The sequence below is a fragment of the Spiroplasma endosymbiont of Poecilobothrus nobilitatus genome (assembly GCF_964030655.1).
Taxonomy (GTDB): domain Bacteria; phylum Bacillota_I; class Bacilli_A; order Mycoplasmatales; family Mycoplasmataceae; genus Spiroplasma.
The window spans coordinates 593,928-616,520 of sequence record NZ_OZ034915.1 but is presented as its reverse complement, the minus strand read 5'-3'; the positions used below and the strand labels follow the sequence as shown (position 1 = coordinate 616,520).

24 protein-coding genes and 3 pseudogenes are annotated in these 22,593 nt (G+C 26.9%); 9 read left to right on the top strand and 18 right to left on the bottom strand.

All coding sequences use genetic code 4. The features are described 5' to 3' along the window. Window positions 1-56: 56 nt before the first annotated feature. Window positions 57-1,168, top strand: a protein-coding gene (locus AAHM76_RS03530; RefSeq protein ID WP_342256711.1) for an IS3 family transposase whose coding sequence is annotated in 2 segments (ribosomal slippage) — window positions 57-300 and window positions 300-1,168 — 1,113 coding nt in all. Because the reading frame shifts where the segments join, the coding sequence is not laid out codon by codon here. A 34-nt stretch (window positions 1,169-1,202) separates the two neighbouring features. On the opposite strand, the gene AAHM76_RS03525 is transcribed toward AAHM76_RS03530, so the two are convergent. From AAHM76_RS03525 to AAHM76_RS03510, 5 genes and pseudogenes are all read right to left on the bottom strand, one after another. Beyond that, the gene (locus AAHM76_RS03525; RefSeq protein ID WP_342256710.1) at window positions 1,203-2,702 is read right to left on the bottom strand and encodes a YfcC family protein; all 1,500 of its coding nucleotides are present in this window, start codon (window positions 2,700-2,702) and stop codon (window positions 1,203-1,205) included. Between the two features lie 35 nt (window positions 2,703-2,737). After that, window positions 2,738-3,742, bottom strand: a pseudogene (argF, locus tag AAHM76_RS03520) (ornithine carbamoyltransferase). A 39-nt stretch (window positions 3,743-3,781) separates the two neighbouring features. Further along, a pseudogene (locus tag AAHM76_RS03515) lies at window positions 3,782-4,983 on the bottom strand (arginine deiminase). A 366-nt stretch (window positions 4,984-5,349) separates the two neighbouring features. Further along, window positions 5,350-5,562, bottom strand: a complete 213-nt coding sequence (locus tag AAHM76_RS08465; RefSeq protein WP_425289438.1) for an IS3 family transposase — start codon at window positions 5,560-5,562, stop codon at window positions 5,350-5,352. A 463-nt stretch (window positions 5,563-6,025) separates the two neighbouring features. Next, a protein-coding gene (locus AAHM76_RS03510) for an IS3 family transposase (protein ID WP_425289437.1) occupies window positions 6,026-7,116 on the bottom strand; the annotation gives its coding sequence in 2 pieces (ribosomal slippage) (window positions 6,026-6,894 and window positions 6,894-7,116; 1,092 coding nt in all). Between the two features lie 244 nt (window positions 7,117-7,360). Between AAHM76_RS03510 and AAHM76_RS03505 the strand changes: the two genes are divergently transcribed. Continuing rightward, complete coding sequence (locus AAHM76_RS03505; RefSeq protein WP_342256709.1) at window positions 7,361-8,320, top strand: IS1/IS1595 family N-terminal zinc-binding domain-containing protein; 960 nt, start codon at window positions 7,361-7,363, stop codon at window positions 8,318-8,320. A gap of 339 nt (window positions 8,321-8,659) precedes the next feature. On the opposite strand, the gene AAHM76_RS03500 is transcribed toward AAHM76_RS03505, so the two are convergent. From AAHM76_RS03500 to AAHM76_RS03455, 10 genes are all read right to left on the bottom strand, one after another. Beyond that, window positions 8,660-9,040, bottom strand: coding sequence for a TraG/TraD/VirD4 family protein (locus AAHM76_RS03500; protein WP_342256830.1), 381 nt, complete (start codon window positions 9,038-9,040; stop codon window positions 8,660-8,662). 66 nt (window positions 9,041-9,106) lie between these two features. Continuing rightward, entirely contained in the window at window positions 9,107-9,493 is a 387-nt protein-coding gene (locus tag AAHM76_RS03495) for a hypothetical protein (RefSeq protein WP_342256708.1), read from the bottom strand. Window positions 9,494-9,766: 273 nt separating this feature from the next. Then, window positions 9,767-10,501, bottom strand: coding sequence for a hypothetical protein (locus tag AAHM76_RS03490; RefSeq protein ID WP_342256707.1), 735 nt, complete (start codon window positions 10,499-10,501; stop codon window positions 9,767-9,769). Window positions 10,502-10,530: 29 nt separating this feature from the next. Further along, on the bottom strand, window positions 10,531-11,769 hold the full coding sequence (locus AAHM76_RS03485) for a plasmid recombination protein (protein ID WP_342256706.1): 1,239 nt from the start codon (window positions 11,767-11,769) through the stop codon (window positions 10,531-10,533). A 162-nt stretch (window positions 11,770-11,931) separates the two neighbouring features. After that, complete coding sequence (locus AAHM76_RS03480) at window positions 11,932-13,167, bottom strand: lipoprotein (RefSeq protein ID WP_342256705.1); 1,236 nt, start codon at window positions 13,165-13,167, stop codon at window positions 11,932-11,934. A gap of 294 nt (window positions 13,168-13,461) precedes the next feature. Further along, on the bottom strand, window positions 13,462-14,628 hold the full coding sequence (locus tag AAHM76_RS03475; protein ID WP_342256704.1) for a VirB4 family type IV secretion system protein: 1,167 nt from the start codon (window positions 14,626-14,628) through the stop codon (window positions 13,462-13,464). A gap of 240 nt (window positions 14,629-14,868) precedes the next feature. Continuing rightward, complete coding sequence (locus AAHM76_RS03470; RefSeq protein WP_342256703.1) at window positions 14,869-15,489, bottom strand: hypothetical protein; 621 nt, start codon at window positions 15,487-15,489, stop codon at window positions 14,869-14,871. Window positions 15,490-15,822: 333 nt separating this feature from the next. Further along, window positions 15,823-15,984, bottom strand: coding sequence for a hypothetical protein (locus AAHM76_RS03465; RefSeq protein ID WP_342256702.1), 162 nt, complete (start codon window positions 15,982-15,984; stop codon window positions 15,823-15,825). A gap of 107 nt (window positions 15,985-16,091) precedes the next feature. After that, window positions 16,092-16,598 (bottom strand): DDE-type integrase/transposase/recombinase, encoded by a 507-nt coding sequence (locus tag AAHM76_RS03460; protein WP_342256701.1) that lies wholly within the window; start codon window positions 16,596-16,598, stop codon window positions 16,092-16,094. Between the two features lie 9 nt (window positions 16,599-16,607). Beyond that, window positions 16,608-16,943: an IS3 family transposase gene (locus tag AAHM76_RS03455; protein WP_342256700.1), complete on the bottom strand. Its 336-nt coding sequence runs from the start codon at window positions 16,941-16,943 to the stop codon at window positions 16,608-16,610. 62 nt (window positions 16,944-17,005) lie between these two features. On the opposite strand from AAHM76_RS03455, the gene AAHM76_RS03450 reads away from it, so the two are divergent. The 7 genes and pseudogenes from AAHM76_RS03450 (at window position 17,006) to AAHM76_RS03425 (ending at window position 19,386) form a co-directional block, all read left to right on the top strand. Then, window positions 17,006-17,269: a hypothetical protein gene (locus AAHM76_RS03450; RefSeq protein ID WP_342256699.1), complete on the top strand. Its 264-nt coding sequence runs from the start codon at window positions 17,006-17,008 to the stop codon at window positions 17,267-17,269. Further along, window positions 17,236-17,493, top strand: a pseudogene (locus AAHM76_RS08460) (hypothetical protein); the annotation flags it as partial. The gene AAHM76_RS03450 and the pseudogene AAHM76_RS08460, both read left to right, overlap by 34 nt. Before the next feature lie 36 nt (window positions 17,494-17,529). Continuing rightward, on the top strand, window positions 17,530-17,754 hold the full coding sequence (locus AAHM76_RS03445) for a hypothetical protein (RefSeq protein ID WP_342256698.1): 225 nt from the start codon (window positions 17,530-17,532) through the stop codon (window positions 17,752-17,754). Between the two features lie 45 nt (window positions 17,755-17,799). Then, the gene (locus AAHM76_RS03440; protein WP_342256697.1) at window positions 17,800-18,033 is read left to right on the top strand and encodes a hypothetical protein; all 234 of its coding nucleotides are present in this window, start codon (window positions 17,800-17,802) and stop codon (window positions 18,031-18,033) included. 60 nt (window positions 18,034-18,093) lie between these two features. Then, complete coding sequence (locus tag AAHM76_RS03435; RefSeq protein WP_342256696.1) at window positions 18,094-18,372, top strand: transposase; 279 nt, start codon at window positions 18,094-18,096, stop codon at window positions 18,370-18,372. Beyond that, window positions 18,369-19,091 (top strand): IS3 family transposase, encoded by a 723-nt coding sequence (locus AAHM76_RS03430; RefSeq protein WP_342256829.1) that lies wholly within the window; start codon window positions 18,369-18,371, stop codon window positions 19,089-19,091. Before AAHM76_RS03435 ends, AAHM76_RS03430 begins: the two co-directional genes overlap by 4 nt. 91 nt (window positions 19,092-19,182) lie before the next feature. Then, window positions 19,183-19,386, top strand: a complete 204-nt coding sequence (locus AAHM76_RS03425) for an IS3 family transposase (protein ID WP_342256695.1) — start codon at window positions 19,183-19,185, stop codon at window positions 19,384-19,386. 59 nt (window positions 19,387-19,445) lie between these two features. Here AAHM76_RS03425 and AAHM76_RS03420 read toward each other — a convergent pair whose 3' ends face one another. The 3 genes from AAHM76_RS03420 to AAHM76_RS03410 form a co-directional block, all read right to left on the bottom strand. Then, window positions 19,446-19,637, bottom strand: coding sequence for a hypothetical protein (locus AAHM76_RS03420; protein ID WP_342256694.1), 192 nt, complete (start codon window positions 19,635-19,637; stop codon window positions 19,446-19,448). Between the two features lie 22 nt (window positions 19,638-19,659). Beyond that, window positions 19,660-19,791: a hypothetical protein gene (locus AAHM76_RS03415; RefSeq protein ID WP_342256693.1), complete on the bottom strand. Its 132-nt coding sequence runs from the start codon at window positions 19,789-19,791 to the stop codon at window positions 19,660-19,662. Between the two features lie 85 nt (window positions 19,792-19,876). Further along, window positions 19,877-22,063 (bottom strand): adhesin, encoded by a 2,187-nt coding sequence (locus AAHM76_RS03410; protein WP_342256692.1) that lies wholly within the window; start codon window positions 22,061-22,063, stop codon window positions 19,877-19,879. Between the last annotated feature and the right edge of the window lie 530 nt (window positions 22,064-22,593).

The following is a 22,593-nucleotide window of genomic DNA, read 5'->3' as shown; positions in this document are numbered from 1 at the left end:
ATTTGTCCAAAAAACCCTCGCCATTCCAAAATTATTAAGAAAGAAGGAATATAAAAATGGGAAATAAAAATTCATACTCTGAAGAATTTAAAAAACAAATTGTCATGCTATATAAAAATGGTAAAAGTGTTATTAATCTAGGGAAAGAATATAATTTACCAAAACCAACTATTTATAGTTGAGTTAAAAATTATAATAATTCTGGTTCATTTAAAGCTAAAGACAATCGCACACTAGAAGAAAATGAAATAATAACTTTACGAAAAGAACTTAAAGACTTGAAAATGGAAAATGACATTTTAAAGCAAGCCGCACTGATAATGGCCAAAAAATAACAATAATTAATAACAACAAAACAAAATATTCAGTAAGAAAAATATGTAAGATTTTTGGTTTATCAAAATCAACGTATTATTATCAAACTAATAAATGTATTAACAAGCAAGTTAATAATTATGAACAAGAAATTATCAGTGCCTTTAATAAAAGTCGCAAAATTTATGGGGCTCGCAAAATTAAAGTTATTTTAAACAGAAAAGATATCATCTTATCGCGGCAAAAAATCAGATTCTTTATGATCAAAAATAATTTGGTTTCTAAATACACCAAATTAAAATATCATAATCATAAAACAACAGTCAATAATGACCAAATTAATAATATTTTAAATCGTCAATTTAACAACAAAAAACCTAATGAAGTTATTGTTAGTGATTTAACATATGTTCAAGTTGACGCTAAATGACATTATATTTGTTTATTAATTGACTTGTTTAATCGTGAAATAATTGGTTATAGTGCTGGGCCGAATAAAACGGCCGAACTGGTCCAACAAGCTTTTCATAAAATAACACGACCATTAAATCAAATAACTCTATTTCATACTGATCGTGGTAATGAGTTTAAAAATAAAATCATTGATGAAATTTTAATAACTTTTAATATTAAAAGATCATTAAGCAATAAAGGCTGCCCTTATGATAATGCTGTGGCTGAAACAACTTACAAAACTTTTAAAACTGAATTTATTAAGGGTAAAAAATTTAAAAATTTAACACAATTAAAATACGAACTTTTTGATTTTGTGCATTGATATAACAATATTAGAATTCATGGCAGTTTAAATTATTTATCTCCAGTTACTTTTAGAAAACAAATGTCTATATAAAAAGTGTCCTAAAAAGTGTTGCCATTCCACTTGCTTACTCAACTGGCATTGAGAATCAAGGACTATTTTTTGAAATTGGTAATAAAGTTCCAATTCCTAACAAGATGATTGTTACAACAACAATTCCAACAATTAATGGTCATGATGCTTTTATAAAACTACCATAAGGAACTTTTGAAATTGATAACGCTGCCATTAAAATTGCACTTGTTGGTGAAATTAAATTAATAATTCCATTCGCGAATGAAAAGGCAGTAATTGTTCCTGATGTTAAACCAGTTGCTACCCCATTAGCAACAGGACCTAAAATTGGGAAAACAGTTTGGGCAAATCCTGAACTAGATGGAATTACAAATGAGATAATTAGAAAGAAGAAGAAGGCTACCATAATAAAGCCTGTTTTTCCTAATTTCGACATTGGTGCAGATAATCTACTAACTAATTTGTTTTGCATTCCAGTATTTGTCATAATAAACCCAATCCCAGCTGCAAAGGCAATAACCAAACAAACAGATAGAATATCAGCTAAACCACCGATAAAACTATTAACGTATTTTTCTTCTCCTTTTCAATTAATTAATGCAATAATAATTGATGCAATAAAGAATAATGCTGAAATTTCCATAAATGATCATTGCCCTAATGGCGCAAATAAATTCGCAATAAATGGGGCATGCTCACTAACTAATTTTGTAAAATCAACAAAGACAGGAATTCCAAATTTATCCCATCCAATTAATAAAAAAATCATTAAGACAAAACTAATCATAAAAATTGCCATAATTGCTTTTCGTTTACCATTGTATGCTGGTAAATCATCAACAATTGCAAATTCTGCTTCATAAAAATCTTTTTTATCAAATAATGGTGATTTTCCTGGTGTACGACGAACACGTAACGCATATCAAACAACAAATGAAATTCCACCCACTGTTAATAATAATCATGACACGGCTCTTCAAATAATTCCTGTTGTTGATGTTAAATCGGGCACACCAGCAGCAGCAACTTGGATAACAAACGGATTTAATGTTGAACCAATACAACCAATTCCAGCACCAAATAAAATTGCCATTACCGCTGTTAAAACATCAAAACCAGCAGCTAATAAAACAGGAATAATAACTGGGTATAAGGCGATTGTTTCTTCCCCCATTCCATAAGTTGTACCACCAACTGAAAATAAAAACATTACAATTGGAATAATTCAAATTTCACGGCCTTTCATTTTTGCTACTAAACGCACAATCCCGGCATCTAATGCTTTTGATTCAATAACGATGCCTAAGAAACCTCCTAAAACTAAAATAAAGACAATAACATCAACTTTACTTTTAAATCCTTGCATCGGAGCTAAAAATAAGTCAAAAATTCCTGCGGGCCCACCTTTCTGAAGTTCGCCATCAGCATCTTTTCATTGACCAGTTGTTCCTGGAATTCAAGAGACAATAATAATTAAGAGCATAATTCCTAATAAAATTGTAAATGCTGTCGGCAATTTAAATTTAAACTTTTTTTTCTTTTTTACATCCATTTTTGCACCCCCTTTAACCTTTCATAATTAATAACCTAACCACGAATTGTTGCTAGCATTACTGCTTTAATAGTATGTAAACGACTTTCTGTTTCTTCAAAAACACGTGAATATTTTGATTGGAAAACTTCATCAGTAACTTCTAATTCGCCAGTTCCACCAAATTGTTTAATCACTTGTTGCGCAGTATCAGTATTTCCATCATGGAAACTTGGTAAACAATGCAAAAAGATAGCATCTTCTTTTGCTTGTTTCATTTTTTCCATTGTTACTTGATATGGTGTTAAATCCTTAATTATTTTTCCTCAAACATCAGGTTCTTCTCCCATTGATAATCAAACATCAGTAGCAATTGCATCAGCATCTTTTGCCGCTGTATTATGGTCTTCAGTTAACATAATTGATCTACCATGTTCTTTTGCAATTGCTTGTACTTTTTTCAATAATTCTGCATTTGGTCATAAATCCTTTGACGTACAAGCAACAAAATGCATTCCTAATTTAGCACTAACAACCATATAACTATTTACCATATTAAAACGAGAATCACCAAAATAAACAAATTTTATCCCTTTCATATTGCGTTGTCCTTTTTCTTCTTGCAATGTTAAAATATCAGCTAACATTTAAGTTGGGCGAAATTCATCAGTTAATCCATTTCATACTGGAACACCTGAATATTTTTCTAATGCTTCAACATCAGTTTGTTTAAACCCACGAAATTGAATTCCATCAAACATTCTTCCTAACACTTTTGCAGTATCTTCAATTGATTCTTTTTTTCCCATTTGACTTCCACTTGGCCCTAAATAAACAGGGTGCATTCCTAAAACAAATGTTCCAACTTCAAAAGCACATCTTGTTCGTGTTGAATCTTTTGCAAATAATAAAGCAACAGATTTTCCATCTAATGGTTTTTGCTCAGTTCCAGCATATTTTTCTTATTTCAATTGTCTTGCTAAATCTAATAAATAATAGATTTCTCTTTGCGTGAAATCTAATAAAGTTAGAAAACTTCTTCCCTTTAAATTTACAGCCATATTATTTTTTCTCTCCTTTTAAAATATAATATTAATATTTTAGATATCCTCTCTTCAAATTGGCATTGACATACAACGAGGTCTCCCCCACATCCGCGTGATAATTCAGCTGAATCAATAACGCGCACTTTAACACCAGCTTGTTTTAAAATTTCAATTGTAATTTGATTTCTTGAATAGGAAATCACTTCACCAGGACGAATTGTAATAACATTTGTCCCATCATTTCATTGTTCTCTTGCCTGTACAATTGGATCTTCTCAACCACATTTAAAAATTTGAACTGGCTTACCAACTTCTTATGATAAATAATCTTTAATTGTTTCTTTAATTTCTTTAACTCCATTTTTTGTAATTTCAAAAATTTTAAAATCACCCATTGCTTCAAAAATTAATGGATGTGCGATAAATTTATCATAATCAATATTAGTAAAAACAGTATCTAAATGCATAAAAGCACAATTTTTTGTTTTCAAATCTAATGCAATAACTTTTTCATAACTAACTGAATCATTTTAAATTAAATTTTTTGCTACTATTTTAATAGCTTCCATTGATGTCTTTTGTGAAACACCAATAATTCATGTTTTTGCATTTAAAACTAAAATGTCTCCACCTTTTAAAGTTTCTTTTTCATTACGATCATATCAAAAATTAATTTTTCCTTTAAAACGGGGATGATGCCTTAAAACAACATCAGAAAATAATGTTTCACGATTTCTAGTAACCGTAAACATTTTATGAATAGTTGCTACATTTTCAATTGATGCAAATGGATCGCGTTGGAATAGAATATTTGGCATTGGATCAACCGCTAGCGGATAATTATCTGTAATTTCTACTCCTAACTCGTATTTTGTTACCCCTGCTATCATTTTATTAACAAGAGCTTTATTATCTAATTTGCCTAAATAAGTACGTAACTTATTAATGTATTCTTCTTTAGCGCCAGATTCTTTTAAAAACTGTTCTAGTAATTCTTTCCGCATTTTTGAATCAGTGTCTAAAACTTCAACGAATAATTTTTCAATATACAACACCTCAACACCTAAGTTTCTAAAAGTTTGTGCAAAAAAGTCATGTTCTTTTTGTGCAACTGCTAAATCTGGTGTATCATCAAACAATAATCGTTCCAATAAATCTGGTGATAAGTTAGCTAATTCATCACCAAGGCGATGTAACAATACTGTTTTTAAATTACCTATTTCTGAATAAACATTAATACCATATTTTTCTGTCATGTTACTTGTCCTCTTCTCTTTCTATGTCCATTTTTATTAAAATCCTTTAATAAAAATTAAAGATAAACATGCAAAACTAAAAAATGCAAATTGCTGTTAAATACACAGAATACCTATCAAATTGTAATGTACTTTAATGCCATTTAAATAAATATACTTAAGATTGATTATGTTATCCTTTTATCAAATATATTTAAGCAATACACTTTTCGATATTGCATAAGTAAAAATGCCATTGTTTACTTTTTTTATCCTTATACTTTTATATTATTCTTTTTAATTTTAAAAACAAGTCTTTAAAGTTTTCGGTAGTCGGAAAAAAAGCTTAGTTTGAAATTGCCAAGAAAAATGGATACGAAAAAAAATCTAGGAATGAAGTCTGTACTCAACGGGGCTCATTCCTTTTAATTTTGTTAAAGGACGGTAATTATTATAAAAATTTACATAATTATGTGTAACTTTCATTAAAACTTCTTTTGTTATGTTGCTTTTAGGAATTAAATTTAAACATTCATATTTATAAGATTTAAATCACGTTTCACAATAACCATTATCAGCAGGATTGCCTTTCCGAGACATTGACATTCACATATCTAATTGACCAGTTAAAATATTTCATTCTTGTTTAATGTACTGAATACCATGATCACTATGGTTTATTACATTTTTGGGTTTATTTCTTTTAGCCCAAGCGTTTTTAAGACTTTTAAAAACAAAACCATTACTAAAATTAGATGAAATATTTCAATCAATAATTTCACCATTATGAATATCACGTATTATTGTTAAATAAAATGGTTTATTACTAGTAAGTAAATATGTTATATCAGTAACTAAAACTTGATTAAATTAAATTAATGTCAGTGGTATAAAAATTACGTTTAAGTTTCCCATATTTATTAGTTTTTAATAGTTTTACTATTTTCAGTAGATTCAGGATATTTGAATTTGGTTTTCTTATTAATTACCGATTTAATTCCTAAATTTTTCATATAACGATAAACAATATGTGCTGGAATGGCAACGCTTTTTAGGACACTTTTTATATATACATTTGTTTTCTAAAAGTAACTGGAGATAAATAATTTAAACTGCCATGAATTCGAATATTGTTATATCAATGCACAAAATCAAAAAGTTCGTATTTTAATTGTGTTAAATTTTTAAATTTTTTACCCTTAATAAATTCAGTTTTAAAAGTTTTGTAAGTTGTTTCAGCCACAGCATTATCATAAGGGCAGCCTTTATTGCTTAATGATCTTTTAATATTAAAAGTTATTAAAATTTCATCAATGATTTTATTTTTAAACTCATTACCACGATCAGTATGAAATAGAGTTATTTGATTTAATGGTCGTGTTATTTTATGAAAAGCTTGTTGGACCAGTTCGGCTGTTTTATTCGGCCCAGCACTATAACCAATTATTTCACGATTAAACAAGTCAATTAATAAACAAATATAATGTCATTTAGCGCCAACTTTAACATATGTTAAATCACTAACAATAACTTCATTAGGTTTTTTGTTGTTAAATTGACGATTTAAAATATTATTAATTTGGTCATTATTGACTGTTGTTTTATGATTATGATATTTTAATTTGGTGTATTTAGAAACCAAATTATTTTTGATCATAAAGAATCTGATTTTTCGCCGCGATAAGATGATATCTTTTCTGTTTAAAATAACTTTAATTTTGCGAGCCCCATAAATTTTGCGACTTTTATTAAAGGCACTGATAATTTCTTGTTCATAATTATTAACTTGCTTGTTAATACATTTATTAGTTTGATAATAATACGTTGATTTTGATAAACCCAAAATCTTACATATTTTTCTTACTGAATATTTTGTTTTGTTGTTATTAATTATTGTTATTTTTTGGCCATTATCAGTGCGGCTTGCTTTAAAATGTCATTTTCCATTTTCAAGTCTTTAAGTTCTTTTCGTAAAGTTATTATTTCATTTTCTTCTAGTGTGCGATTGTCTTTTGCTTTAAATGAACCATAATTATTATAATTTTTAACTCAACTATAAATAGTTGGTTTTGGTAAATTATATTCTTGCCCTAGATTAATAACACTTTTACCATTTTTATGATAGCATGACAATTTGTTTTTTAAATTATTCATAGTATGAAGTTTTATTTCCCATTTTTATATTCCTTCTTTCTTAATAATTTTATCTGATTTTGAAGTCTATATAATTATGGTCCTAATAATTGTAGCCTATCCAAATAAAAGAAATTAATAGCATAAATATATTAAATATATTAAATAAAAATTAAAATACTTCTTTAATTTTGTAGAAAACTCTTGATATTTATAAAATATACCTAAAATTAGGTATATTTTTAATATAAGAGGTGAATAATTAATGGAAAAAATAATTGAAGAATTAATAAATAGTTTAACAGATGATCAATTTTTAGAATTTAATGAAAAAGTCAAAAAAGAAGCAGAATTAATTAAAAAACAAAAACGCTTAAATGAAATTGATCAAAAATTTAGGGATAAAGGTATTAAATGTCCTAATTGTCAATCTTTTTATTGTGTTAAAAATGGTCATAATCCTGAAGGAAAACAAAAATATTTATGCAAAAAATGTCGTGCTAGTTTTGATGCTTTTCGTGATCATTTTACGTATTGAAGTCATTTAAATTATGAACAGTGAAATTTATTGATTCAAATTTCATTATTAGGCCAATCTAGTAAAATGATTTCCCACTTTATTAAAACATCACCGAAAACCGCTTGATATAATCGCCAAAAAATAATGAAATCAAAACAATTAGAAAACACCCAATTAAAATTTAAAACATTAAATGGCCAAATTCAAATCGATGAAACATTTATTAAAGAAATCCACAAAGGTAATTTTAAAGATAAATTTGATAAAAGAAAAATTCATCTTGATTCATTTTCAACCAACACTAAATGTTGTGTTCAAATGGCTGTTGATAGCAATAATAATATTTATGTTAAATCAACCAACACAAAACGATTACAAAAACAGTGAATTATTGAAAATATTAATAAACAATTAATCAAAGAAAATTCAATTATTATTTCTGACATGCAACCATTATATTTATTAGTAGCAAAACAAACAAATTTTATTTTATTAGCAACTAAAACTAGTACAAATCCTGATGCTAGTTATCAGAAGTTAAATAAAATTAGTAAATTACAATCAAATCTTAAAGAATCCTTAATTCATTATCATGGCTTAGGTTTCACGAACATTCAAAATTATTTAAATCTCTGAAAATGAAAATACCAGCATAAAGGTTTAACGCCAAACCAACAATCATCGGTATTATATTTTAACGTATAAAAAAGTTAAATAACAATATTAAAAGTTTATATAATTTTCTTTTAAAGTTATCATATTGATGATTTTTTTTATTTCATAAAGAGTTTTCTACAAAATTAAAAAAATACTTTAATTAATTTTAAAGTATTTATGATAATTAAAAAATAATTCTTCTTCTTTTCTCTATTCTAAATATAATTTTTCATTGGTTGCGTTGTTGTTTTGTGCCTGCATAAAATTATATAAGATTTGTTCTCGACTTAGTGTCGCACTTTTGACATTAGTTATTTGTTTACTTGGTTTAAATTGCGTAAAATCTCAAAAGTTAGCAAAAGTAGTTAAATAAGGTTTGTTGCGTTGCTAAATAATAACAGCGCTTCCAAAGGGAAGGGTTGCTAATTCTTCGGCGCTCATAACTTCGCGTTTGGTTTTATTTTGTGATAACGCAATCCCGCCAAGCATATTGTTTTGCTTGGTAAAACTTTCGCTTGTTGATTGAATGGTGATTTCGGTATATCCCATTTCACGAGCGATTGTTTCGCGGGTTTCACTGTTTCCGCTCATTAAATAATATTTGTATGTGATATTGGCAATAATATTGTTTCTTGTGGCAATATTGTATTTTTCGCCAAGTTGGGCGATTGACTGAACGACAAGCATAAAATGAATATTACGACCACTTGCAATACTTATCATTTGGTTAATCACGGGTATTTTAGGAAAATTACCAAATTCATCTAAAATATAGTAAATTGGACGATGATATTTTGCAATATTGCTTTTATCAAGATCATTAATTAATTTGCTTTAAGTTTCAGTAATAAATAGGGAAATAAATTCATAGGTTCTTTTTTCTTCATCAGGAAAAATAATAAATATTGCTTGTGGAACATTGTTATCAAATTTAATTGTTGTTTTAGCAGTAATATTTTTTATTTTTGACTGAGCAAAAACAATCAATGAACTGGCTAACTGTTGAATAATTCCTTCCGTTGTTTTTTGTTCCCCACGAATGGTAGATCAACACACTTCAATTACCCGACTAAGATAATTTAATTCTTTGCTTTTTGTTTCAATACTATCTAAATAATGATTTAAGTTTTCATAAGTCGCGCTATTTAAGTTGTATTGAATATTAGCAAAATTAAACTTATCTAAGGTTATATTATTATCTCATTCTGCTTGTTCTAACATTGCTAAAATTATTCCTTCTAATATTTTTTTAGCACCATTACTTCAAATACTATCGTTGCTTTATGGGATTATCATATCAATAATTTTAACAATTTTATCTTGCGCTTGATTACGAACGCTTTCAAGTTCAATATTCTCTTTTTTATTAGGATTTCTAACTTATCATTGGTGTCAAACTTCTTCTAGCGGATTTCAAAAATCACTATTTTCGTTGCGCAAATCTAATTTAAAAATTTGATAACCCCTTGTGATTTTAAATTTGTACCATGCAGTTTATAAAGTTCGCCCTTGGGGTCGGGTGATTATCATTGTTGGTTGAATGCTACTTTTAGCAAAGGTTTGGATTTGCGGATTAATAATAAGTGATGTTTTACCGCTCAGAGTTGAACCAATGAGAATACTATGTCCGATATCGTTGATAATTTTATATTCTAAAACACTATTATTTTGTTTTAAATTAGTATTAACAATAAAACCAATATCATGGTTATTTTCATTGTTATAAACAAGAACATTATTTTTGTTTCATAATATTGTTGTAAAAATATTGTTGCTTTCTTTTTCGGTCATTAATCTTCCGCTAGCTAATTGATCAGACAATTTTTTACTTTTTTGATTATTTCAAAAATTATAATAATGTTGTAATCATTTCTTTTTATTATTTTTTCCTAACTTTAATAAAATTAAATGACAGATACCTTGAAAAAGAAAGCGCGGTATTAATCAAATAAAAATATATTTTCACTGATAAATATTAATTGTTTTTAATTTAAAATAACCAACTCCTAAAAATACAATTGTTATTATTATACAAATTATTAATGGTAAAAAACAAACAAATTTAATGATGTAGTCCATTGGGTCGTTTTTATCATCAATTGTTTTTGTTTTACTATATTTTCACGGTCAAGCAAAAAATACGTAGTAGGGGAATAATAAAAAATATAATATTATTCTTAATAATTTACGAATATCTTGTTTAAAAAGCATTCAACCGTTTTTATTCATATCGTTTTTCCTTTCAAGACAAATAAAACTTATTTGTCTGTTTTTGTTCTTTCGCGTGTTATTTCTAATTCATATTCTTTGTTTTGTTGTCGTTGGTTGGTTATTTTGTTGATGGCGCTTAGTTTTCAGTTTGCTTCTTCTTTAATGTTTTTAATACAAACCCCTAACTCTTCGTTTGTCATTGTTTTAAAAGTTTCTTCATATTCACGTTGGCGAGCATAAGGTAATGTTTCTTTTAATCTTTCAACACGTTTATAAGTATGTAAATCTTCATTATCATAATGACCTTCACGAGTTAAAGCAAGTTCGTATTTATTTAATCGGCTTCAATCAATATTTTTTAAAACTGGGTTTTGATTAAATAATTCGCGTAAGTCATTATTGGTTTTTATTAACCGTTGTTTAGTAATAATTCCTTTCGAACCAATTTTACCCTTGGGGTGAATTTGCGCCCTTTCTTGTCCGTTTTTCATATCACGAGTAATTGTTTGCTCACGGTTGCGTGGTAGAAAATGATAATGAAAATGAGGGTTTGTTTCGTCCATGTGTAAGTAAATTCCGCGTAAGTCTTCTCCCAAATCTTTAATTAGATAATTTTTAACAGTGGTAATTCATTCTTTTTGGATAATATCAACATTTTTAGGTGTCATTCCTTGCTTTAATAAACTTATTCTTGTAAAGGTGATCACATTATCGGCTTTAACGATAGATTTTACTGTAATTGACTTGTTCAGCCCTTTTTCGTATGCCTCTTTTAATTGTTGGCGGTATCATTGGTTATCGCAATTGATAATGTTGATTTTATCTTCTCTGCTTAAATCATTGTTTTTCTTAATTACTCAGTTATTATTTTCATCACGAAACATATATTCATTCAGATATGTTTTATTGTTGTCAATGTTTTCATTTTTATAAACATCGTTTTTGCTAGCGCGTAGTTGTTCAATTGGAATACCACTGTGCAACTTTTCTAACGAAACTTTTCTTAAATTTGGCGCTACAGATAACTTATAATTTGTTTTATGGCGTGTATTTTGTTTTAGTAAATAGTTAAAATTATTAATAATATATTGACTATATGTTTTATTGTTTGGTTGATAAAATAACTGTGTTATTTTATTATAATTGTTGTATTTATTGGGGTTGTGTTTTTTAATAAAGTGTTGCATCATTTTTTGGAGTTTATAGTTTCCGTTGATTTTTTTGTTTCGTGATACTGTACAATAAAAAGTTGCTCGTTTTTTCTTTCCAATAGTGTTGTTCTGCATAGAAGTCATCCCCCTCTAGGTTATTTTTGATATGGTTATTTTTATATTGATAGTTATTTATTTTATTATTTAAATTTTCTAAGGTATAAACGCATTATACCTTAAAATAAAAAAGATGGTTTTAATAAATAAATTGTATTAAAATAAAATCTTTTTTTAAAATTAATCATTAATTAAGCTTGCGGCAGGCAAATCAATATCTAGTCAGCCGGTTTCTTCTCTTGCTCTATTAATACCCTTAATTTTTATTTTTATTTTTTTTGAAAATGTTAGATCAACAAATGCAAGTCCATTAACAATAAGTGAATTATTCCCATGAATTAATAAATTAAAATCATTATCAGTTAAAGAACTATCAACTTTTTCTTGCAATTGTTTTAAAATAGGTTTATTCAAAACTTTTTTAATTTTATTTTCATCAACATAAATATTATTATTTTTATCAATTTGTTTTTTTGAAATATCAATTACGCCTATTGTAAATTGTGTTAAATTAAATTTACTTATATCTATTTTTTGTAAATTAACTTGTTTTCTTAATCGTATTATTTCTTCATTTGTTATAGATTTTTTTAATTCTTCTATTTCACTTTGTTTGTCTTTTAATTGTTGTTTAAAATCATCAATTTCACTTTTTTTATCTGCATTTATCTTATCGATTTTTTGTTGCATTTCTATTTTTTCATTTAATAATTTTATATTACTATTTTTTATCCTATTTAAATTATTGTTTAAACTATCAATTTCACTTTGTTTGTCTTTTAATTGTTGTTTAAAATCATCAATTTCACTTTGTTTGTCTTTTAATTGTTGTTTAAAATCATCAATTTCACTTTGTTTGTTTTGTAAATTTTGTGCTAACTGTTTTTTATCATTTTCTAAATTAGTTTTAGATGTTGTTAAACTATCAATTTCAATTTGTTTGTTTTGTAAATTTTGTGCTAACTGTTTTTTATCATTTTCTAAATTAGTTTTAGATGTTGTTAAACTATCAATTTCACTTTGTTTGTTTTGTAAATTTTGTGCTAACTGTTTTTTATCATTTTCTAAATTAGTTTTAGATGTTGTTAAACTATCAATTTCACTTTGTTTGTTTTGTAAATTTTGTGCTAACTGTTTTTTATCATTTTCTAAATTAGTTTTAGATGTTGTTAAACTATCAATTTCAATTTGTTTGTTTTGTAAATTTTGTGCTAACTGTTTTTTATCATTTTCTAAATTAGTTTTAGATGTTGTTAAACTATCAATTTCACTTTGTTTGTCTTTTAATTGTTGTTTAAAATCATCAATTTCACTTTGTTTGTTTTTTCTTGTTTTTACAGCACCGCAAGCAACGAAATTGTTTGCTACAGTTGCAGTTAAACTAACTGCTCCTAATATACTTAGTAATTTTTTCATAATTGATATTTATTATTCCTCCATACTTCTTATTTTTTATATATTTATTTTGAATTCGCCTTTTTCGCGATTATTCCCAATTGCTTTTATTTCAATTGGGTTTGTTTTAATATTAATAATTGTACGTTGATTACTCCCGATTGTAAACAAACAAACACCCGCCGGCGCACTAGCGATAATATCTTTTTGATATTGATTTAATCTTACACTAGCTGAAATTAAATCATCATAATCGCTTAAATCACTTGGCGCTAAATGATGAACAAACTGATATAAACAATTGTTTATTATTCCTTACGATTGGGTTTTAATGTTTGCGTTACCCATAAAGTCGGCGATGTTTTGCGTAATAATATATAAAATACCGTTATATTTTCGAATCCGCTTTGTCATTTCAAACAAAAAATTCAACGCCAAGGCATTGTTTTCATTAATCAACAAGTGGGATTCATCAATGGCAATACAAATTCATTGTTGCTCCGCAATTGGCAGTGTTTCATTTTTTTCTTTATTTTTCTTAACTTCTTTATCTAAAAACGCTAGCATTAAAAACAACTGAGCATTTTGCCGATTTTTGTTTGCTGTTAATTCGTGGGTATCAAAAACAATTAAATCACTTTTTAACAATAAAGTACTTACCCCATTTCACAAGTAACCATCCGCTCCTTGCGTTAACTTTCATAATACAGAGTTTAGGGTTGATTTATGTTCTTTGTCTTTTTCTTGTTTTTCATTATAGTTATATAAATCTGTTAAAATTGGATAATCTTTTGCTGATAATTTTGTAAAATCGGTTTTCGGTGTGATTTTCTTTGCTTTATAAACTGCTAATAAAGTTTTTTGTCATTCCGCAACATCCCTTATTTGTAATGTTGGATATAAGATTTTAAATCATTGTTCTAACAATAAAATATGTTCTAATAAGTCATTTCCAAACACTTCTAACGGGTTGATTCGTGCCCTGCCAGATTTACCAATAGGGATAATTTCTCCACCATAGTAATTTGCTAATGAATGATAATCACGCTCAGGGTCAACAATATATAATTTTGCGTTATTACAATATAATCAGTTAAGTTGTTTTTTGACATGCATCGTTTTGCCACTTCCTGTTAAACCAAACACAACAACATTACTACTATTACGGAAACTATCACGATGTTTAACATCAAAAATAACTGGCGAATTATGTTCGTTCGCCCCCAACAATAAACCGCCGTTATCTTTTGTTGTTGGCAATACAAACGGATAACTACTTGCAATTGAAACCGTTGCCATTTCTTGATAAACATGTTTAGTTTTTTTATTATCTTTAAAAATACTAAAATAAAATTTTAATTGTTGATACTTTAAGAGATTAATTTTTATTTGTTCTTTAATTAATTGATTTTTACAAGTATTCACAATTTTATTTAATTCTTCTTTTGTTTTCCCATAACAAGTAAAAATAACTGAGACCATTTTTATTATTTCATTTCCATTTTGTATCAATTACAACAAAGTATGAAAATTTTCTAAATAATTCTGATAATTTATATTTTGACTATCCTTGCGTGGTTCTTGCATTTCAGCCCGCATAATTGCTTTGTCTAACATTTTCATACTTTCTCGCTCTGATATGTCACGTAATTTAATTTGTATATTTGTTTGTAATAAATTTCCTAAATTAAATAATCATCTATCATTTACCAACAACGGAAATTAATTAACCGATAAAAATCCCATAAAACCATTATCAACTTGTAAATAATTACTTTTTTGTATTATTTTATTGGGTAAAACATAATCTTTAAAATATGGATTTGTTAACTGATAAATAATAGTTTTTATTTCGTTTTCACTTGCTAAATAAAATTTAATATCAGCATTATAGTTATTAATAATGTATTTCGTTTGTTGTTCTAAACTTTCATAATTTGTATCATACACAACTAAATAATAAATTGCTTCTTGCCAATGTATATCTTTTTCAATTTGATTTAACTGTTCACCATAATTTAATAACTGTTCTTCAACACTCGCATTAGTTTCTTGATTGAATTCTCACTTATTAGAAACATGAACTAAATTTTGATACTGCGCATTAAAATTATATGGTTGTTCTATTTTGACAATATCAAAATCTAAACGCAATGTTTTAAAAATAGTTGCTAAGTTATAAATAGTATTATTTCGATCATTTTGAGTCAACAACGAAATATCTTTTGCCGTAATTTTTCAAACTTTAGCAACCCGATTATCTTTAAAATAAAGCATATTATTTTTAACATCTGAAATTAAATTAATATTTTTAATTTCTGTACTATTCCGGTTTTTCCGCATAAAAAGATACTTGATTGCTCAATTGCTCATCAAATACCTTGATAAACTTTTTCACTACTATTTCGTTTTGGCACAATCAAAATTATTGTTAACCACAATAATACAAACACAATAACAAACATTGCAAGCAACGACACTTTTATAAGCAACGCAATAGTTATCAAAACAATAACAAGGCCGATTAAAAAAATAATCGCTTCCACTCAACCAATTCCACCCAAAATATTAGTAAAAACAAAACGAACCTCACTAGATTTTTTGGTAATTATTTTGGGTGTATCTTGTTCTATTTGATTATTTCGTTCTATGACTTTTCAACTCCTTTATCGCCTTTTATTTATCAGTTGGTACTTTGCCAAAGTTTCACCCTTTCACCGCACTATCCTTAATATAATTACCAAGACCGCTAGCAACATTTTTAAAACCCTGACCCACACCCTTTACTGTTGTTGGCACCGACACAACCGCACTAGCAACGGTAGTTGATTTTGCCACACCCCAACGCGTTAAACCAAACGCCCCACCACTTCGTTGAATAAAGTTTCCTTGATTGTGTCTGCTATAGTGCGCCCATTTTAGTAAGTACTAATAAAAAGTATTTACTATTTTTTAATTATATCTTTTTCTTTACGATTTGAATATCATGTATTTCATTTTATAACATCTTGTATATATTCTTCATGTGAATTATATATTTTATTATGGATTGTAGCTTTCTTAAGTAATGAATGAAAACTTTCTATAACAATATTATCTGCACAGTGGTATTTTTTCCCCATTGAAATTATAATACCGTTAGATAAACATTTATCGTGATAAATAGTGGATGTATATTGATATCCGTGATCTGAGTGAATTATTATTCCATTCAGATCTTTTTTTATTAATTTTATTTTATTAATTGCATCATTTAAATTATCCATTACTAATTTATTGTCATTATATTTAGATCACTTTACATCAACTATTTCTTTAGTATATCCATCAATAATTGTTGATTGATAATATCTTTCTCCTTTTCAAATTAAATATGTTACATCAGTATATAGTACTGAAAACCTTGTTTTTATATCATTGAATTTACGTTTAATTAAATCAGGATATTGCAATAAGATTTTTTATTTATTCTGTTTATACTTTATTTTTCTTCTCATTTTTCTTACATATTCAGGTTGTATTTGATTATCACGCATAATTCTTAAAACTTTTTTTGAATTATATTTTATACCATAATCTTCTTTTAAATACTTAGTAATTCTTCGATAACCAAATTGTTTTAAATTTTCTTCATAGACTTTTACAATATCATTTATTGCTTTTTTATCTTTTTTGCTACTGTCATAATTTTTATATTTATTTCAATAACTACGTTTTAACCCTGTTACTTCTAGTAATAATTTTATTGAATATTCACGACAATTTTGTTTAATAAAAGAGACTATTCAAGACTGCACCCCAAAAAGTAAGTAAAATAAAAAAAGATTTTGTTAAATTTTTATAGGGGGTGCATTTTTATATGGCAAAAAAAGGACAAAAATATAACAAATATACATCAGAATTTAGAACAAAAATCATTGAGGAAATTAAACAAAAAAGTTGTTGAATAGTAGCAAAACAATATAATATAAATGCAAATACAGTAGAATCTTGATGAACAAATCATAAAAAAGGAAAATTAAACAATCCTAAAGGACCTAAAATTTCTTTTGTCAAAAGAAATTTAGAATATTATAAAACAAGGTATGAATTATTAAAAAAGCTCCATGACTTTTACAATTAAGCAAACTAAGAATAGTCTCTTTTATTAAACAAAATTGTCGTGAATATTCAATAAAATTATTACTAGAAGTAACAGGATTAAAACGTAGTTATTGAAATAAATATAAAAATTATGACAGTAGCAAAAAAGATAAAAAAGCAATAAATGATATTGTAAAAGTCTATGAAGAAAATTTAAAACAATTTGGTTATCGAAGAATTACTAAATATTTAAAAGAAGATTATGGTATAAAATATAATTCAAAAAAAGTTTTAAGAATTATGCGTGATAATCAAATACAACCTGAATATGTAATAAAAATGAGAAGAAAAATAAATTATAAACAGAATAAAGAAAAAATCTTATTGCAATATCCTGATTTAATTAAACGTAAATTCAATGATATAAAAACAAGGTTTTCAGTACTATATACTGATGTAACATATTTAATTTGAAAAGGAGAAAGATATTATCAATCAACAATTATTGATGGATATACTAAATAAATAGTTGATGTAAAGTGATCTAAATATAATGACAATAAATTAGTAATGGATAATTTAAATGATGCAATTAATAAAATAAAATTAATAAAAAAAGATCTGAATGGAATAATAATTCACTCAGATCACGGATATCAATATACATCCACTATTTATCACGATAAATGTTTATCTAACGGTATTATAATTTCAATGGGGAAAAAATACCACTGTGCAGATAATATTGTTATAGAAAGTTTTCATTCATTACTTAAGAAAGCTTGGATAGGCCACAATTATTAGGGCCATAATTATATAGACTTCAAAATTAGATAAAATTATTAAGAAAGAAGGAATATAAAAATGGGAAATAAAACTTCATACTCTGAAGAATTTAAAAAACAAATTGTCATGCTATATAAAAATGGTAAAAGTGTTATTAATCTAGGGCAAGAATATAATTTACCAAAACCAACTATTTATAGTTGAGTTAAAAATTATAATAATTATGGTTCATTTAAAGCAAAAGACAATCGCACACTAGAAGAAAATGAAATAATAACTTTACGAAAAGAACTTAAAGACTTGAAAATGGAAAATGACATTTTAAAGCAAGCCGCACTGATAATGGCCAAAAAATAACAATAATTAATAACAACAAAACAAAATATTCAGTAAGAAAAATATGTAAGATTTTGGGTTTATCAAAATCAACGTATTATTATCAAACTAATAAATGTATTAACAAGCAAGTTAATAATTATGAACAAGAAATTATCAGTGCCTTTAATAAAAGTCGCAAAATTTATGGGGCTCGCAAAATTAAAGTTATTTTAAACAGAAAAGATATCATCTTATCGCGGCGAAAAATCAGATTCTTTATGATCAAAAATAATTTGGTTTCTAAATACACCAAATTAAAATATCATAATCATAAAACAACAGTCAATAATGACCAAATTAATAATATTTTAAATCGTCAATTTAACAACAAAAAACCTAATGAAGTTATTGTTAGTGATTTAACATATGTTAAAGTTGGCGCTAAATGACATTATATTTGTTTATTAATTGACTTGTTTAATCGTGAAATAATTGGTTATAGTGCTGGGCCGAATAAAACAGCCGAACTGGTCCAACAAGCTTTTCATAAAATAACACGACCATTAAATCAAATAACTATATTTCATACTGATCGTGGTAATGAGTTTAAAAATAAAATCATTGATGAAATTTTAATAACTTTTAATATTAAAAGATCATTAAGCAATAAAGGCTGCCCTTATGATAATGCTGTGGCTGAAACAACTTACAAAACTTTGATAGCATTACAAAAGTTGAGATTTTACAAAAAAATATAAATAAAAACAACTAAACAAATTAAATAAATTTACTAAAAACCTAATATTAAGCATTTTTTTTGCATTACTTAATTAATAAGTAAATTTAATTTTGTTTGTTATACTTACAAACATCAACTTTTTTCTTACTATCAAAACTTTTAAAACTGAATTTATTAAGGGTAAAAAATTTAAAAATTTAACACAATTAAAATACGAACTTTTTTATTTTGTGCATTGATATAACAATATTCGAATTCATGGCAGTTTAAATTATTTATCTCCAGTTACTTTTAGAAAACAAATGTCTATATAAAAAGTGTCCTAAAAAGTGTTGCCATTCCACTTTTTCTTTTTTAAATGCATTTGTTTTATTTATCCAAAATGAGCAATAATACCATCTTTAAAAATCAAAACAAAGGTCGGTGTTATTACCACTCCAACTAAACATAAAAACGTTCATCCAACACGTTTGATTGTTTCTTTACGCTCCATACTAGTCTTATCACCAGCACCACTAATAAAATAAACCGATAAATAAATAATCGCCACTGCAAACGATACCACAATCAACGACGCACTACCATAATTAATAATTTTTTCTACTAACTGTTGCGTTGCATTCATCGCCAACACCACCTTTCTGTTCTTCATCATCGGTTTTATTTTCTAATTTTTGTTTACTATCAATGGGTGATTTGAAATAAAACCGAATTCCCATTACCAAACCAGACACAATACCAATAATGCAAGAACCACAAAATATAACTAAAAATATTGTTCCCACAATACTATTGAACAAAAAATTAAGAATTATCCCCACCATTATTTTTTTCCTCGCTTTCTTGTTCTGCTTTCACTTTTGCTTCAGATTCTTCTTTCGCTCACTGTGCTCTACGTTCTGCTACTTTTTTATCACTACGCTCATTTTGTACTTTCATTTTTCAAGGACGCAACAAATATCTTCATAGTAGCATCGCCACAGTTCCAAACCCAACCATAGCACCAGCAACTATCCCCACAATTTTTCAAAACGATTTTACTTTTTCATTGTCGGATGTTGGTTCTGGATTTGGGGTTGGTGAAATTGGTTGTTCTTTTGATTGCGCCGGAATTGTTTTGGCGGTAAAACTCAACAGTTTTGTACTACCATCGACCGCTTGAACTTTGACATCTTTGCTTGTCGTTCAATCACCCGAAACAAGATTATCAACAAGAATTTTATAATCGGTATTTTCTACAACATCAGGCACATACTTTTCAACTTGTGCTTTTACACTAGCAAGCATCTTTGTTTTATAGTTATCGATTTCATCTTGGGTAACATTTTGGATGTTATCAACAACAATGTTATCTAACTTTAAATCTAAGTGTGTTAAACTTTGCTTTCAGGTCTGCGATAACTCAAACAAATTATTCAATTGATTAGCACTATAACCACGAATATTATTTTTGTCATTGTCTTCTGCTCACTGTTCAAAATGTTTGCCATTATCAGTATCTCAATAATGGGACACTTTTTGTTTCTCTGATATTTGTAAATAAATATTTTTGGTATGGGTTGATAAATCTTTATGTTGAAATTCAATTAAATAACGACCATCAACCGAACCATACTGCCCCTTGTCAATTTCTAAACCACTTACTGGGTCAATTGGGTTTGAATGTGATGTTTTATTTCATTGCTCATCACAACCATAAACAACACCGGTTATAACATTTCCAGTTGGTGGTTGTTTGATTTTAATAACACTTTTTCCATTCGCATAGTAAAATGTATTAACTTTATTTGTCATTTTACTTTTATCAAGTTGTGCCAAATAATTTTTATCTATTTGAACACCACTTGACGATGATGTTAAATCAATCTTTAAGTCAACAGTGGTTGCTGATGAAATATTATATTTAACGACAACCGAACCTTGATAACTTTTAATGCCTTCTATCGCTGATAAGGTTGCTTGAGTATCTGTTTTGTCAGTTATTTTAATTTGTGAAAAATCAATCGCAAGCGAATTCTTTTCAATTATTTTTGTTTTAATAGTGTCATCGTTATTATTTTCAATTTTTCCTAAATCAATCATTTTGACTAAATCACTTAGATTTTGTTGCGCTGGCGTTTGGATTGGTTCTATTTTCGCCGCCATAACAACATCAATATCTTCACTGGTGTATTTTGTTCCGTTAATATCATATTTGATAACTAATTTATGGGTCTTTTCACTAGTTTCGGGTTTAACATTGATATTTACTTTGTGCTCTAACATATTTTGTTTAACACCATCTCAATAAATTTCCGTAACATTTGGGTTATTGATATTGATGTTTGTTTCACCATCCACAGTCAAACGCATTCCATTGTTAGACCAAGTTGATGTTTTCAAACCATCCACAAGGGCAAACGAAATTCCTTGTTGAAATTTTGTTTTATCAATATTTCAATCTGTTATATTTCCTTTACTATCAATTTTGGGTGTTGGTGGTTGATTTGTTTCATCTCAACGATAAACTGATTTAATATAATTAAAATTATTATCAATATCATAAATGTCAAATTCTTTTATTACATTTAATACTTCATTTTTAGAAATAGTAATTTTATTTTTACTTTTATCATTATAAAATTCTTTTATTCCGAAAAAGTATTTATTATTTTTAAATAAAAGTTGTATTTGTGATTTTTCATCTACCGCATAATAATTACCTCAAGAACTATTATAAAATTTATTGATATTCCATGCATTATTTTGATCACCATGTCACACAACAAAATAATATTTATTATCAATATTTTTGAAAAGATTATCATTAGCAGAAACTTTTTTTCAGTTATTTAATGTTTCTTTTATTTTTATATTAAACCCAGTTGTGACATCTTTGGCAGTTGCACCAACATCACTTTTTGCTCGCTCTTGTACTTTATTAGCGAGCAACGGAGCGGGAACGTTTGCTGTCAGGGTTGATATGGTTAATAAGCTTAGTAATTTTTTCATATATTTATTTCCTTTCTGAAATTGATATTTTCATAAAAAAAGAGAATAGCATTACAGCACTATTCCCACAACACAATTTCTAACATATTTCACAACAGTATCCAAAAAATACTCCCATAAAAAATGTTAAAATTGTCTGTGGAAACGCTAGGTTTATACTAGTGTTTCCACGATACTAAATTGTCTAAGCAACAATTTAGTATCACTATTTTTTAATTAAAATATTTAATTACTTTATAATTTTACTTGATATTTTTAACAAAAGCAATTATCAATTATTAAATGAAACTATAAGTTAAAATACTTTACCAATACCATTTATTTTGTATTTACTAATATGGTTTTTATTTTTGATGTATTTTGGTTTTTGAAGATATATTTTATTACATTGATAACATTTTTCAAGTTTAAAACGAGTTTTAAGTTTTAAATTACAATATGTACAAGTATAAGTTATAATCTTAATTGGTCTTTTTTGAATAATTTGACTCATTTTATTTCCTTTCTATATTTAATTATTTGTTATTTAT